Origin of the sequence: Vibrio sp. 1874 (assembly GCF_033344395.1) — a bacterium.
In the GTDB taxonomy this organism is placed as follows: domain Bacteria; phylum Pseudomonadota; class Gammaproteobacteria; order Enterobacterales; family Vibrionaceae; genus Vibrio; species Vibrio alginolyticus.
The window spans coordinates 348,931-363,214 of record NZ_JAWPOR010000001.1 but is presented as its reverse complement, the minus strand read 5'-3'; the positions used below and the strand labels follow the sequence as shown (position 1 = coordinate 363,214).

Here is a 14,284-nt window from a genome sequence, read left to right as displayed (position 1 = left end):
GCTGCGCAGAACTGAACAATTATGGTTAATCCAAAACTCATAGCCCTACTTCCTGATCTTGCTTCGTTTATCTTAGTGGTAAACGAAGGAAGTTTTACCGCTGCAGCCAAACAACTCGGCGTGACGCCATCGGCTTTAAGTAAGTTGATCACACGATTAGAGCAAGCCCTCTCGGTCAAACTGTTTGAGCGCACGACTCGTAAGTTGATCATCACTCAAGCTGGGCAAAAGGTTTACGACCAAAGCATCGCAATGGTGAATGCCGCGCAGCAAGCCGTTGAGCTATCTGCGGAAGATCATGCTGAGCCAACAGGCGCACTCACAGTAGCAGCCCCTGAAGCATTTCTTAACTCGGTGCTTCAACCGTTTGTGTTGCCATTCCTAGAACGTTATCCAAATATTCAGCTTAAGCTGCGTGCAGCAGATGGTGAGATCGACCTGTTTCGCCAAGGAATTGATGTCGCGTTTAAGCTCACCGACAAACCCGATGAGAATCTGGTACTCAAAGAGATCAGCAAGACCAATCTCGTTTTATGTGCCTCTCCAGATTACCTCACCAAACGCGGTATGCCTGAGCATCCCACTGAGCTTGAGCAGCACGACTGCATTTACCTTGCCGAGAACGACAAAGACAACATCTGGTCGTTCTTTAAAGAGGAAGCCTTTCATTCGATTGCCGTGAGTGGGCGCTACGCCGTCAACCATTCTCAAATGCGCTTGAACGGGGTTAAGTCTGGCTTGGGAATTGGGATCTTCCATGACTTCGTGATCAAAGACGCGTTAGAGCAAGGGGAAGTGGTGGAAGTATTGCCGGATTGGATGATCAAGAGTAACTACCACGGCGCTATCGCGATGCAGTATGCGCAAACCAAATACATGCCTGCTCGTCTGCGCGTGTTTATCGACTTCGTTAAGGAGCATTTAGTCTCCGACGATACTAACCATGCTTGAGGTTACGAGCCATGTTTGAAGAGGCTAACCATGTTTAATGCCATCCATCACGTCGCGATCATTTGCAGCGATTACCCAAGGTCAAAACGCTTTTACACTGAAGTGTTGGGATTGAAAGTCATTGCTGAAAACTATCGTGAAGCCAGAGACTCCTACAAGCTTGACCTCGCTTTACCTGACGGCAGCCAAGTGGAACTGTTTAGCTTTCCGGGCGCACCAGAGAGACCTAGCTTTCCTGAAGCGCAAGGGCTACGACATCTCGCGTTTTTGGTAGATGATGTTGAACAGGTGAAAGCCTACCTAGAATCGAATGACGTTGAAGTTGAGCCAATTCGTATTGACGAATTCACAGGCAAAGCCTTTACCTTCTTCCAAGACCCAGATGGCTTGCCACTGGAGATTTACCAGAAATAAAAAGAGCCAGCACTTCGACTTCGCAGGCTCTTTTATTATTCCATTCTTTGTCTGTTACTAATTCAACGCCGTTTTCAGTTTCTCAACGCGGTTGAACAACAGCCAATCCAGTGCGAGAACCGTAACAATTGCCAAACCGCCCATCGGGAACGCGAGACACAATATCACTAACTTTACTAAGCCAAGCTTCCAAATACTGTCTTGTTGAAACTTAGGTGGCGCGCCCAATGCGGCACTGCGACTTGGTCTACGAATCCACCACATCACCACACCTGTGATTGAGATTAAGATGAACGCCAAACAGAACACTACGTTGAGTACTTTGTTCAATATACTCACATCACCTTGATGCAATGACACACCTGCCGCCATGAACTTGGCAAATAGGCTGTAATCTTGCCACGTTACATCCACCAACAAGCGACCGGAATACTGGTCAAAGTGGCTGGTGCGATCTTGTCTTGGGTCGGAAATATCGCCGCCCATAGAGTTAGCTGCAACAGTGTAAACGCCCGTCTCAGAACGTGGTAAAAACAGCTTATAGCCAGTGAAGCCCATCATTTCAGCCTTGAGGATGATATCATCAATGGAGAGCGCATCATGACTGCCTGCGTATGCCGTCTCTTCCTTCATATTGGCATGATCATGAGCGGGTTTGTCTTTCGATTCAGGCACAGCAGCAAGCTCTAAGTTCCATGGCATCTCTTCTGAAGCACCGTGGTTAAGATCTTTATGTGTCAGTGTGGATTCCGGTTTCTCACCCCATGTGTAATAGGTTGGGAAGGTATTCCAAGCTTGCACCATTTTCGCCCCCCAGATCCCTGCCCACGACAAACCTGAAATCAAAAAGAACAACAGAACAATCGACAGCACGCCACCTAAATTCGCATGCAGGTCACGCATCAAAATTCGAGGGCCATTGTTAAGGCGAATTTTCAAAAAGCCGGCGCGGCTGGCGTTGTCTCTAGGTAACCAAAGGTACAAACCAGACACCAACAGTAAAATCCCCAGACTTGCGGCGATTTCAATTAAACGGTCGCCTAGGTCGCCGATGAGCAAGGTGCCGTGAATGCTGTTCATCAGTTCATAGATGCTGTCACCACGATTAATAGTGCCCTGTACGTCTCCTGTATAAGGATTTACTGCAACAATCAGCGAGCTGCCTTCTTGGTTTTGAATCGAGAATCGGTTGGCAATATCGGCCGTTTTAGCAGGTACAAATTGAGTGACATTAAAATCGGGATACGCCTGCTTTACGGTTTCTAATTGTGCAGAGACAGGAATCATGTGCTCTTGTGGTGAAACTTGTAATGTCGCTTCGTATCGAGCCAGTTCGATTTCGTCATCAAACAACATCACCAATCCCGTGAGGGAAAGCATCAGCATAAATGGAATGACGAACAAACCTGCGTAGAAGTGCCATCGCCACGTCATAAAGTAGATGGATTTTGCGCGTGAGGCTTCCTTGAGTTGAGGCTTTGCCGAGTTTCTCAACATGTGTATTTTCCTTTTTTCATTGTTGAACACCCAAATTCAACCAAACGCATTCTGCACATACGCATTCGTATGCGGCGTTATTTGACTTAGATTTGGGAGTACCACTGCTCGAAGTGGCAGTGTTGTTGGCTTTATTTACTTGTAATTGTTTTCGTTATGAGAAAAGGGAAACTGGCGGCGCTCTAGGAACTGGTGTTTCAAATCGCACACTTAGAGCCAAATAAGCGTAGCTGTCAGAAGTCACCAAGCTCTGTCTTGAAAGTATCGGTGTCGTTGGAAGTGTATCGTGATGAAAAGTCGAGAAGTGGCTAAACGGACAAGACTTGCCTTTGTGGCTGACCGAATTGTCGCCCTCTTCTATTTGGACCAACTCAAATCCGTTAAGCGTACATAGCGTCGCCCACACACCCATGCTGTTACCATGAGCATTGATAACAGGCATCAGCGTCACTAGCACCCAACTGAGAGCACTAGCAAATAACATCGAGCGGTAAAAAGGAATTAATCTACGCATAACGGTGACTTAACAAATTTCACACAGCGTAACCAATTCTGAGTGGTAGCTCAAAAACAGGATCAATAAGTGGTTGCTACCTCACAAGTTTTCTTGAATGCATCGATTGACAGGCGCAAAAAAGCCCGCCGAAATGGCAGGCTGATAATGTGTTCATTCATTACTTAGAGATAACGCGTAATCCACTGCCACGAGCAAATGCTCCGCTCAGTAGATAATTAGCCGAACAACTTGCTCCAAATGCTTGGATTGCGCTTGTCGTGGTACTCTTCACGAAGACTATCGATTTCACGCAGTTGAGCTTTTGCTTCTTGTAGCTTGCCCGCATCAAGATCCGCTTCAATCTTATCTAGCGTTACCGTCAGCTTGTTAAAGCCTTCTAAGTAAGTATCAAACTTCTCTGGTGGGTAATTACCACGCTTAGATTGTTCAACAATCGCTTGCAAGCTATCAATCGCAGATTTCATGGTTTCGACATCAGATGCTTCTGCCGCCTGTTTGAATTCCATCTTCATCTGTTTCATGTTTTGTTTTAAATCAACCGCTTCTGCCATTGCGTATGTTGAGCCAAACGCAATCGCACACCCTAGGACTAAAGGACGTAACATTTTTCACTTCTCCATTTATAGTGCCGAATTCTGTGTCGGCTTTATTCACCCAAATAACCTACGCCATAAAAGGCGAAAAACTAGCTTAGTTGAGTATTTCCGGGTCGCAGTGTAAAGCAATCTGGCGTCGGGTGCATACCTTAAATGTAATCAAGTTTATGCGTTGAGAATGCTGTCATATTCTGCAATTGGTTTACGGCCTCTCAAAGCTAAGAAAGACAAAAACTGCTGAGCGGTGTGAGTAATCACTTTCTTGCTATCAATACCCACTTTGTCCATTAACTCTCCAACCAAATCCAGATTACCAACATCGTGACAGAAGTGCGCGTCACTGCCCGTGGTGAAGAAAACACCGAGATCTTTCCCGATTTGTGCAATCTCGTGGCAACGGTCTACGCTGCCTACTCGGCTGTTGCCTTTCAGCGTGGTGTTATTAATTTCAATCGCGACATTGTGCTCTTTCGCGCACGCTAAAACGGTCTGAAAATCAAAGTCGAAATTTGGATTACCAAGATGACCGAGCGCATCAATACGACCACTCTGAATGACATTAACAAGTGCTTCCGTGTGAGTTTGCTTGTTTGCTGGACGAAAAACGGGTTCATGAAAACTCGCGATCACCCAATCTAAGTTGCGGTCCACACTCAGTGGAATATCAATGTCGCCTTCGGTATTCATAATGTTAGATTCAACGCCGCGAATAATCGCAACGCCTTCAAGAAAACGAGGCAGAATTTTCTGGTTCGAGAAGAACCAGTAATGAGGCGCACCCGGCATTGATTCTGCGTGATCGGTCGTGCAGAACATATCCAGCCCGTTCTCTTTTGCCAACTTTGCATTTTCAATCAAGGTACTGTACGCGTGACCACTGGCGTACGTATGTGTATGGGTATCAACTTTAAATTCCATCATCCACTCTCTTAGGTGCGCTATCTTGCGTGCTATTGTATACCTTCAGGTAACGCATCGTCAGCCTAAGATAAGCAAGAACCCTAAGCTTGCTCTTCACTAATGGCTTTTATCAAGGGTAAAGCTTTTTCCCATCCGTGATTAAACATGGAAACAAAGTCATTGTGAGTATGAATGGTAACATTGAGTAGTAAACGATCGTTGTTGGTATCGATCTGGTAGATCTCTCGCGATCCGATCCACCTAGATGCTAGGTCAGCATCGAGTTGTTGACGATTATCCGGATTAAAAATGGCAACATGATGAAATTCAAGTTTTTGAAGCGGTAGCACCGTATCTATGATCGCCCTTGTCCCGCCCATATCTGGATCAAAAAAAGTGATGCCACCTCCTTCTTCCCAAGCTCCTTCAAATTGAGACTGCGGTGAAAAGGCTTGCGCCCAACGTTTATACAACTCAACATCGGTTAGCACTTCCCACACTCGTTGCGGTGTCGCCGAAATTTCGACGTAATAATTTAGCGTAAGCATGATTTCTCTCCTTGAACCTTTCTTGACGCTAGCCCATACTCAGGAAAAATCAAACCACACGACCAATTTATCTACCTGCCCCCTTCATTTTCCGACAGACTAAGAAGTTCTCGCTTGTAAACCGCCACTGCGATGCGCCGTAAAGCGAACCCAACATGTGTTCAGTATGATTGCGAGCACTATTAAACTCATCCCAACAATTTGACTTTGACTCATTCGGTCTTCAAAAAACAGGCTCTGCCAAACCGCAGTGAACAATAAGTTAGTAAAAATGAGTGGTGCAAGTTGAGAGCCACTGCTTGCCAGTTTATATGCTTTGGAGCGAAAAACTTGGGTGTTAATGATCATCAGAGACATCATACCGATCCACAGCATATTTGAAGAAATCTCAGGCGCCATAACACTCATATTAAGTAACACGTCGAAGTCGTTAAACAAAGTTAGCGGCAACAGAAATACGGCAGCAAAACCAAACGCCCAAAAGTTGATTTCTAGCGGCGACATATTTGTTTTACTCACTTTATATAACGTAAGCTGAGAACCAGAATTGAAGAGTCCACCAGCCAAGCCGAGCAATAAATCCGCTCGCCATGTGATCTCACTTCCACCGCCCGCCAACATAACCACACCAGTGAACGCCATTGCTAAAGCCGCCAATGTTGAAACACGAATGCGCCCCCTCATGAACAGCTTTTCAACCAAGGGAATAAATAATGGGCCAGTAGCAAACAACACAACCCCTTCAACGAGCGTTAACGTTTGTAATGACGCGATAAAGCAAAGTTGTGACAAACCGATACAAAGAGCACGCAATAAAATAGGCTTTAGCGTGCCCGCTTTAGGAAAGGTAAGGTTTTTCACACGAAGTAAGATAAGTAAGATAAGCGCAGGCACCAAAAAACGTAAGAAGCTAAATAGTGTGACGGAAAGTTCGCCTGACAACTGCTTTGCTAACAGTCCAGTAACAGATAAGCTTAACGTAGACATCAACATGAAAAGGATAGATTTATTTACAGCATTCATTCAATACTCCTTAATATATGGAGCATTTTAAAAGACATCACTTATCGTAAATAGCGAATAATATTAACCATTGATGTAAGAAAAACTTACAGTTTAACTTATCTATCACCAGCTACGGTTTTTAAATTATGCGGAAACTAGTCCCCTTAAAGTCCATCTACGCATTTGTTGCAGTAGCTGAGTCTGGCAGCATGACAGAAGCAGCACAGATATTAAGTGTGAGCCACTCAGCCGTAAGTCAGGCAATTAAATCGCTGGAGAGTCAAGTCAACAAGCCTCTGTTTGATCGCATAGGCAGACAAGTTCAACTCAATGCGGACGGTAAAAAGTATTACAGAAAGGTGGCACCCGCTTTAGAGCAAATTGTCGATGCAACGGAAGCACTCATCCAAGATCAGAATTTGCAACGTGTTACGCTCAATATGGTGAATTCATTGGCTCTTCACTGGTGGATTCCTCGAATGTCAGATTTACAAGGGTTTGCTCCTCAATTAGACGTTCGTTTATCAAACCTGTCTGGCAGATTCAATTTAGAACAAGAAGGTATCGACGCGGCTTTGGTGCATGGAAATCCCGAAGAATGGCAGGATTACTACTGCGAAAAGCTCAGTGAAGATGAACTGGTTTTGGTGTGCAGTCCTGAATTGATAGCGAAGACAAAGGACTCAAACATCACTCAACTCTTAAAGCAGTATCCCATCATTGAAGTTACTAACGAACGAAGAAAAAATGACTGGAACGTGTGGCTGGACGCGACGGGTATCCAGCGACCTAAAAATAAAAAACCAATCACTTTTAACATGTCGATACAAGCCGTCCAGGCCACAACTCGTCGTTTGGGGTTATTGGTCACTCATCGCTTGTTTGTGAAGGATGACATCAAATATGGTCAGCTAATCGAGCTGGGTGAACCCGTCATTAATCCTCATCAACAGCTTTACTTTGTATGCCCGCCACACAAGCTAAAGCTTGAATCGTTTCATCTGTTGCGATCTTGGCTACAACAATCATTCAACTATTAGAAACTTTTGTTAAGCACATTCACTGAAAAACTAGTATAAAGTTAGAAGAGCACTTTTCATCCAAGGATGGTTTATGAAGCAGTATCAAATATGGCTAAGCGCACTCTGTTTTGCAGTATCTTTGAGTACGACCGCTGAAGTAGAAAATGATAACCGCCTTTCAGAACAAGGGATCTCCACGGCAATTATTGGGGGTCAGCAGGCTACCCAAAACCAACTTCCTTTTTTTGCACGTCTTATTCTACATAAAACTGGCGCGAATCAGTTTGCCAATATTTGTGGGGGAACCATTGTAAACGACCGCTTCATTTTAACTGCGGCCCACTGCGTAGAACCAAGCGTTTTTACTGACGGCTGGACAATCAACGACCTACGAGTGTTAGTCAAAAACCCTACGATGAATGACGTGTTTGTTGAAGAATTCAAAGATGTTCGCTCTATCACGATTCATCCTGATTATGTGCCTAGCGATTTATGGATTAATGACATCGCTGTCCTTGAATTGACTAGACCTATCACCGATAACGTCCAATCCATCACTTTACCGCAAGACTTTGGAGACTACAGCAGCAAGTCAGTTTATCAGATATTCGGTTTAGGTCAGACCTCAACCAATGATGAAAGCCCCCCTAACTATTTACGCTGGGCAGAAGTAAAACCCCTTACCGACACCCAATGCGTTTCGTTGGTAACAGGGTTTAACGCTCAGGAAAGTTTATGTGCGAATGGATTTCCTGAACGAAGCTACACTGGCATCTGTCGTGGTGACTCAGGCGGTCCTCTCACCTATAAAGACAATAATGGCATGTATCAGCAAATTGGCATTGTGAGCTACGGTTCTTCAGTTTGTGAATCCGCTGCGATTCCAAGTGTGTTTACCGAGATTTTGAACTATGCAACATGGATTGAGACCCAAACCAGCTCAGGTGTAAAAACCAGTTATAACGCCCTCTTAGCAAGTTCGGAAGATTATCATAGCGAAGGGGACTCTGGCTTTGAGCCTGTCGATACCAACACATCTGGCTTTGGTAACAACGGCAGCAGTGGCGGCGGTGCTCTCGGATCAGGGTTGATCATGCTTGGAGGCTGGTTTGGTTGGCTAAGACACCGCAGAAATTATTCGCGCTCCTAGTAGCGTCAACAAGACATCATAATATCTTGCGCTTAACGCGAGAGTTAATGATGTCTTCAATCATCTTGTGCTCTTTTTTCGCTTTTTCATAGTTCTGCTTAGTACGCCAACGTTCAAGCACTTTTTCTAACCCTTGAACGCGTGCGTGCTTGTGTTCTAGCGTTTTCTGTACAGATGCACATTCCGCTTGCATAACGGCTTGCTCTTGCTCGTGGTGACGAAGCATTCTTTGTAGCATTTGGTCAACACGATTAAAGTTCATCAAAGCCGCGCTCGTCAGCGTCGGGCCGGTTCGGGTTGATTGTCCAGCGTGGCCTTTCAACGCCGACAACTGTTCCAATTGCATTGAAAGATGGGAGTGACGCTGACGCATGGCATCAAGTTGTTGACCCACACGGTCACGCTGTTTTTCTTCCATTTGCTGTAACTTGCCTACGGCTTTTAACTTGGATTTCATTTCAGCCTTGTCACTCCCATTTGATTAAGCACTTTGAAAAAGCTGCGCGAGCTCGGTCAAACTGGTTGGGTAATCTACAGACTCGTTGGCAGCTTGTTGTAGATATGCACGCAAATTTGGATACATAGCAACAGATTGATCTAACTCAGGATCTTGTCCTGGTTGATAACCCCCTAATGGCAGTAACTCTTTAACCTGAAGGTAGTTGGAGTACATTTGACGGAAGTTATTCGCAATCGTGCTGTGTGCGTCCTGCGTACAAGTATTCATACAACGGCTAATAGACGCGTTGATATCTATCGCGGGATAATGCCCTTGCTCAGCCAGTTGACGCGATAAAACGACATGCCCATCTAAGATGGCGCGCGCGGAATCCACGACAGGATCTTGTTGGTCGTCCCCTTCTGCCAATACGGTATAAATTGCCGTTAAGCTACCATGTTGATTTTCACTGTTACCCGCTCGCTCTAGGAGTTGAGGTAACACGCTGAAGACAGAAGGCGGATAACCACGAGAAGCAGGAGGCTCTCCGAGCGAAAGAGCGATTTCGCGCTGTGCCATGGCGTATCGGGTTAGAGAGTCCATCAGAAGTAGAACGTCTTTGCCTTGGTCTCGGAAATACTCTGAAACGCGATGACAAAGTAGTGTCGCTCTTAACCTCATTAGCGGGGATTCATCAGCAGGAGCCGCGATAATGATCGCTTTCTTGCGCGCTTCTGGGGTTAAGTTTCTCTCGATGAACTCACGTACTTCTCTGCCTCGCTCACCGATAAGCCCGACCACAATTACATCGGCCTCCGTGTTTTTGGTGATCATCCCCATTAACACACTTTTACCGACGCCACTGCCAGCCATCAAACCAATACGTTGGCCTTTGCCTACCGTCAATAGTCCATTAATCGCTCGCACGCCTACGTTGAGTGGCGTATCAACTGGGCGTCGCTTCAGTGGGTTAATCGGTTTTGGTTCAAGTGAAACTCGATCCCCCCCCTTAAGCGGTGCCCCGTCATCTAACGGCTCACCTAAACCATTCAGTACGCGTCCTAACCACTGAGAGCTTAGCTGCACGGTACTGTCACCATCAAGAGGGATGACTTTTGCACCTGCAAACAGACCGCCTAAACGGCGGATAGGCATGAGGTAAGCAATAGTGTGTTCAAAGCCCACAACTTGCGCTTCGATCATATCGCCTTCCGCGGTTTCTACGAGACAACGCTGCTCAAGCTTAAACCGACACCCTACGGCTTGTAACATTAAGCCGTTTACTTTTATCAATCGCCCTGTTACGCGAGCAACAGGGATTGAATCGAGCGAAGCCAAGGCTTCGCTCAAACGCTCACTTAATAGTTCATGGCTTAGGGGATTACTCATGCTCAGACTCTACCTGTGGAATACTGACTTCATCCAAAAGGTGTTGCTTTACATTGTCCATACAGGCTTCCAAACGAGAGTCGCAGCTCGCATCCGCTTCTGCGTCATCAGTCACTAACTGACAGCCACCAATAGGAAGCTCCGTATTAGGGACCAGTTTCCAAGATTGCGGCAAATCAGCATTGATGTGAGTAATGCGCTCTAAATCTTGCGGATTTAAATGCACAGTTACTGTTTCCGCTTTACCAGGCATGGCAGATAATGTCTCGTCCACCAAAGCTAGGATCTGCTGAGGCATTAAAGTGAGCTCGGCACGAATCACTTGCTGAGCTACCTTTTGTACCAGTTCACAAATCATATGGCGTTGTTGCTGTTCTTTTTCATCTTGCCAACGAGAAAGGGCGTGAAAAAGTTCATTGACAGGCTTCGCCGCCTCCAAAAAGCCTTGCTTTCCAGACTGCTCACCGGAAACAAAGCCTTTTTGGAAACCTTCTTTTTGGCCTTCCAACAGACCTTGCTGCTTGCCCTGTTCGATACCTTGGCGTAAGCCTTCCTCATGTCCTTGTTGCAAACCTTGTTGAAAACCTTCTTCAAGTTGCTGTTGGATATCTATTTGAGGTTCTTGCCAGCCTTGGTTATCTAGCCCGAATTCGTCTTCGATAGTCTTAGGTTGCGCTAAAGGCGGAAAACGGTGTAAACGATACCCGCTCGGAGGCAATCGCATAGTACTTGATTTTGTCTCTAGCATGACCTTACTCCACCGTTGGCTCTTCATAGAGAAGCAGCTGAACTTCACCAGATTCATCCAGCTCACGTACCATTTGCATGATGTCTTGACGTGCTTTTTGAACTCGACTTAACGCAACAGCGCCGCGTGCGTCCATGTCATCTTCTAGCGCTTTCACCATACGTTGCGGCATTGAACGCTTAATAGCTTGTTGTAAGGTAATATCGGAACCTTTTAGCGCAACTGCCCACAACTCTAGCGGGATTTGCTGCACCAACATGTCCATAGTTTCTTCGCGTTGTCGGCCAAGAACCATAAAGTCGAACATGTTTTCTTCAATTGCATTGACAACATCTTCATCATGCAACTTCAGCATTTCCATCAATGAACCACGGTCACCTTCAAAGCGGTTAATGATATCTGCTGCTTGCTTAACACCTGATAACGGCGTGCTTTGACTTGCGGATACTTTTTCGATGCAACGCTCAACGAGTTCATGCAAATCAACGGCAACTTGATGATCGATATCTTGCAATTGAGCAATACGGAACAAGATTTCGTCATGGTAATCTTGTGGCAAGTGCTTCAATACCGCTGAAGAGCTGTCTGCTGGCAAATACGCTAGAAAAATTGCTTGCATTTGTGGGTGCTCGTTCACAATGAAACGAGCGAGAGTTTCTGCTTCCACCCACTGTAAGCGCTGCATGTTGTTGCGAATTTCATCGCCATATAAGGTATTTAATAACCCTTTTGCCAAATCGTTACCCAATGCTTTACGCAATGTATTAGATAGGTATTCCTTAGAGGCTCCTCGAATACCGCTGTGCTCACGGAAATCTTCAAAGAAAGTTTGAATAACACCACGAGCAGAATCGCTCTTAATGCCATTTAACTTCGCCATTGCACGAGTCACACGCTGGGTTTCATCACGGCTAAAGTGTTGCAAAACCTTCGCTGCGGCATCCTCGCCCATGCCTAATAGCACGAGCGCGGTTTGTTCAACATAACTAAGCGTCTGCTTTGATAGAACTGTGTTCATTGATGTTTACCCATTGTTTCAGTATTTCGGCTACGCGCTCTGGCTCTTCATTAGCAATAAGCTGTAGGTGTTTCAATTGAATTTCTAATGGCGAACCTGCTGGTGGTAGCATGTCGCTGTTTACATCTAAACCTGAAGAGGCTGAGATGCCTTTTTCAGATAGGCGGCGATCAAGTACTTCTTCATGCTCGCGTTCTTCACGCGTTTGCAAGTTTTCGTAGTCAGGCTCTTCCTGAGGCTCAGCAAAATTTAGCTCAGGCACAGGTTTATCAACGCCAGTTAGGTGCATGATTAATGGACGCAGTACGAAGAAGATCATCGCCAAGCCTAACAAGCCACCAATAACGTAGCGTATTGGCTGCTGTACTGTAGGGTCTTGCCACCACGGCAGTGCAGGAGGAGCATCAATTTCGATTGGGGTGAAGTTGAAACTCATTAAACTTAAGCTGTCACCTCGTGTGGCAGAGATACCAACAGCATCCATGATCATGTTTGAGATTTGCTCTTTATCGGCTTCACTCCACGCCACACCATCTGGCGAAGCTTTCGAGTTCAACAGAACCGAGACACTAAGCTTTTCTATTTGGCCTTGTTGGTATTGAGTACGACGAACACTACTACCTACAGCATATTGACGATTCACTTCAGATCGCGCATTCGTGTTTTGGCTATCGTTCGTTTCCACTTCACCAGATCCTGTCACTGGCGGTTGGTTACTTAGAGAACCAGGAACACCCAACGCAATTTGATCAACCGAGTTGTTATGAATGGTGTGCTCATTACGCACAACCGGCGCGTTATCCAAAATTTCTTGTGTTTCTTCAACTTGGCTAAAGTCCAGATCGGCAGCGACTTGTACGCGGAAGTTACTCGGCCCCACAATCGGCGTAAGCATGTCTGCTGCGCGTTGGATGATCTGTTTTTCAACACTCTTCTGGTATTCAAGATATTTCGCGTTTACTTTACCGGCTTCCGCAGAAGCGACATCCGCACTAAGAAGACGGCCGTACTGGTCAATGACAGAAACAAATTCTGGCTTCATTGCCGTGACACTGCCAACCACTAGGTTAATGATCGCTTCAACTTGTTCAGGCTTTAAGTCTTCACCAGGTTTGAGCTCAAGCATGACAGATGCTGATGGATTCTCACTGTTTTGGCGGACGAATAGAGTTTGACGAGGTATTGCTAAATGAACACGCGCGTTCGCTACTGAGTTCAAAGACATGATAGTACGTACTAACTCACCTTCTAAACCATGACGATAACGCGCCGTTTCCATAAATTGGCTCGTACCAAGAGAGCTATCTTCCTTGAGCGAATCCAAACCTGTCGGCAGCTTAGCTTTAACACCTTTTGATGCAAGCAACATGCGTACCTTCGCAACCTCACCTTCTGGTACAAGAACTTGTCCATTTTGCTCTTGCATGCGGTAGCTTACGCCTTCGCTTTCTAATACCGACACAATTTCGCCGATATCAAAACGCTCTTGTTGGCTATAGAGCGGACGAAAGCTCTGCGAGGAACTCCATAGTGCAACCACAATAATCGCTGCAACAATCGCAGCTAACACCGCAGATAGCACTAAGTTTCTCTGACTGCTAGACCAGATTTGCTTCAGCTTCGTTGTCACATCGTCCATGCCGTTGGCAGTAGAAAATGTCTGTGCTGTGCCGGTAGCCATAGCTGTGTTTCCGGCGACTTGGGGGGTTAGTTCTGACATGAATTACACCGGCATCTTCATAATATCTTCAAATGAGGTCACGACTTTGTTGCGCACTTGCATCAAAGCATTAAAGGACAAGCTGGCTTTTTGGCTCGCGACCATTGCACCAACTAGGTCATCACTTTTTCCTGTTTCTACGGCCGTCATTTTTTGACTAGCCACTGATTGATGTTGATTCACTGTATCCAACACATTTGTCATCGCTTGTGAGAACGATAAAGGTGCGTTTAGTGATTGTTGATCTAAAGGATTTGCACTCACGATAAACTCTGGCGGCTGCACTTGTGCCTGCATCGCCTGCATTTTTGACAACATAAGTTGCTCTGCCGAGACCGCATGAGTAGGTTGACTTGCCATCTATTTTTTC

General features: G+C 45.8%; 16 protein-coding genes. 4 read left to right on the top strand and 12 right to left on the bottom strand.

Annotated features, from left to right (window positions below; genetic code table 11):
- Positions 1 to 21 precede the first annotated feature (21 nt).
- Both R8N46_RS01675 and R8N46_RS01670 read left to right on the top strand, forming a co-directional pair.
- Positions 22 to 951 (top strand): LysR family transcriptional regulator, encoded by a 930-nt coding sequence (locus R8N46_RS01675; protein WP_115386809.1) that lies wholly within the window; start codon positions 22 to 24, stop codon positions 949 to 951.
- 30 nt (positions 952 to 981) lie between these two features.
- Entirely contained in the window at positions 982 to 1,365 is a 384-nt protein-coding gene (locus R8N46_RS01670) for a VOC family protein (protein ID WP_009704980.1), read from the top strand.
- A 57-nt stretch (positions 1,366 to 1,422) separates the two neighbouring features.
- On the opposite strand, the gene R8N46_RS01665 is transcribed toward R8N46_RS01670, so the two are convergent.
- The 6 genes from R8N46_RS01665 to R8N46_RS01640 all read right to left on the bottom strand — a co-directional run bounded on the left by R8N46_RS01665 (position 1,423) and on the right by R8N46_RS01640 (position 6,446).
- Positions 1,423 to 2,862 (bottom strand): PepSY-associated TM helix domain-containing protein, encoded by a 1,440-nt coding sequence (locus tag R8N46_RS01665; RefSeq protein ID WP_115386810.1) that lies wholly within the window; start codon positions 2,860 to 2,862, stop codon positions 1,423 to 1,425.
- 154 nt (positions 2,863 to 3,016) lie between these two features.
- Complete coding sequence (locus R8N46_RS01660; RefSeq protein ID WP_081008342.1) at positions 3,017 to 3,376, bottom strand: hypothetical protein; 360 nt, start codon at positions 3,374 to 3,376, stop codon at positions 3,017 to 3,019.
- Between the two features lie 218 nt (positions 3,377 to 3,594).
- Positions 3,595 to 3,984 (bottom strand): cytochrome b562, encoded by a 390-nt coding sequence (locus tag R8N46_RS01655; protein ID WP_021035869.1) that lies wholly within the window; start codon positions 3,982 to 3,984, stop codon positions 3,595 to 3,597.
- A gap of 156 nt (positions 3,985 to 4,140) precedes the next feature.
- The gene (locus R8N46_RS01650; RefSeq protein WP_005375066.1) at positions 4,141 to 4,893 is read right to left on the bottom strand and encodes a phosphatase; all 753 of its coding nucleotides are present in this window, start codon (positions 4,891 to 4,893) and stop codon (positions 4,141 to 4,143) included.
- Between the two features lie 83 nt (positions 4,894 to 4,976).
- Positions 4,977 to 5,423 carry an SRPBCC family protein gene (locus R8N46_RS01645; RefSeq protein WP_005375065.1) on the bottom strand — a complete coding sequence of 149 codons (447 nt, stop codon included), beginning with the start codon at positions 5,421 to 5,423 and terminating at the stop codon, positions 4,977 to 4,979.
- Between the two features lie 99 nt (positions 5,424 to 5,522).
- Positions 5,523 to 6,446, bottom strand: coding sequence for a DMT family transporter (locus R8N46_RS01640; RefSeq protein ID WP_017634718.1), 924 nt, complete (start codon positions 6,444 to 6,446; stop codon positions 5,523 to 5,525).
- A gap of 128 nt (positions 6,447 to 6,574) precedes the next feature.
- Between R8N46_RS01640 and R8N46_RS01635 the strand changes: the two genes are divergently transcribed.
- On the top strand, positions 6,575 to 7,468 hold the full coding sequence (locus R8N46_RS01635) for a LysR substrate-binding domain-containing protein (protein WP_033906699.1): 894 nt from the start codon (positions 6,575 to 6,577) through the stop codon (positions 7,466 to 7,468).
- Between the two features lie 73 nt (positions 7,469 to 7,541).
- Positions 7,542 to 8,600 carry a serine protease gene (locus R8N46_RS01630; RefSeq protein ID WP_318098207.1) on the top strand — a complete coding sequence of 353 codons (1,059 nt, stop codon included), beginning with the start codon at positions 7,542 to 7,544 and terminating at the stop codon, positions 8,598 to 8,600.
- A gap of 16 nt (positions 8,601 to 8,616) precedes the next feature.
- Here the strand turns inward: R8N46_RS01630 and fliJ are convergent, their stop codons facing one another.
- The 6 genes from fliJ to fliE are packed head-to-tail and all read right to left on the bottom strand — an operon-like array spanning position 8,617 to position 14,274.
- A complete protein-coding gene (fliJ, locus tag R8N46_RS01625) occupies positions 8,617 to 9,057 on the bottom strand; it encodes a flagellar export protein FliJ (RefSeq protein WP_318098208.1) in 441 nt (146 codons plus the stop codon).
- Between the two features lie 24 nt (positions 9,058 to 9,081).
- Positions 9,082 to 10,428: a flagellar protein export ATPase FliI gene (fliI, locus tag R8N46_RS01620; protein WP_115386811.1), complete on the bottom strand. Its 1,347-nt coding sequence runs from the start codon at positions 10,426 to 10,428 to the stop codon at positions 9,082 to 9,084.
- Positions 10,421 to 11,176, bottom strand: coding sequence for a flagellar assembly protein FliH (fliH, locus tag R8N46_RS01615; protein ID WP_005375050.1), 756 nt, complete (start codon positions 11,174 to 11,176; stop codon positions 10,421 to 10,423). The genes fliI and fliH overlap by 8 nt, the downstream gene beginning before the upstream one ends.
- Positions 11,177 to 11,180: 4 nt before the next feature.
- The gene (locus R8N46_RS01610; protein WP_005375048.1) at positions 11,181 to 12,194 is read right to left on the bottom strand and encodes a flagellar motor switch protein FliG; all 1,014 of its coding nucleotides are present in this window, start codon (positions 12,192 to 12,194) and stop codon (positions 11,181 to 11,183) included.
- Positions 12,163 to 13,914 (bottom strand): flagellar basal-body MS-ring/collar protein FliF, encoded by a 1,752-nt coding sequence (fliF, locus tag R8N46_RS01605; RefSeq protein WP_005384024.1) that lies wholly within the window; start codon positions 13,912 to 13,914, stop codon positions 12,163 to 12,165. Before fliF ends, R8N46_RS01610 begins: the two co-directional genes overlap by 32 nt.
- A 3-nt stretch (positions 13,915 to 13,917) precedes the next feature.
- Entirely contained in the window at positions 13,918 to 14,274 is a 357-nt protein-coding gene (gene fliE / locus R8N46_RS01600) for a flagellar hook-basal body complex protein FliE (protein WP_005375045.1), read from the bottom strand.
- Positions 14,275 to 14,284 lie beyond the last annotated feature (10 nt).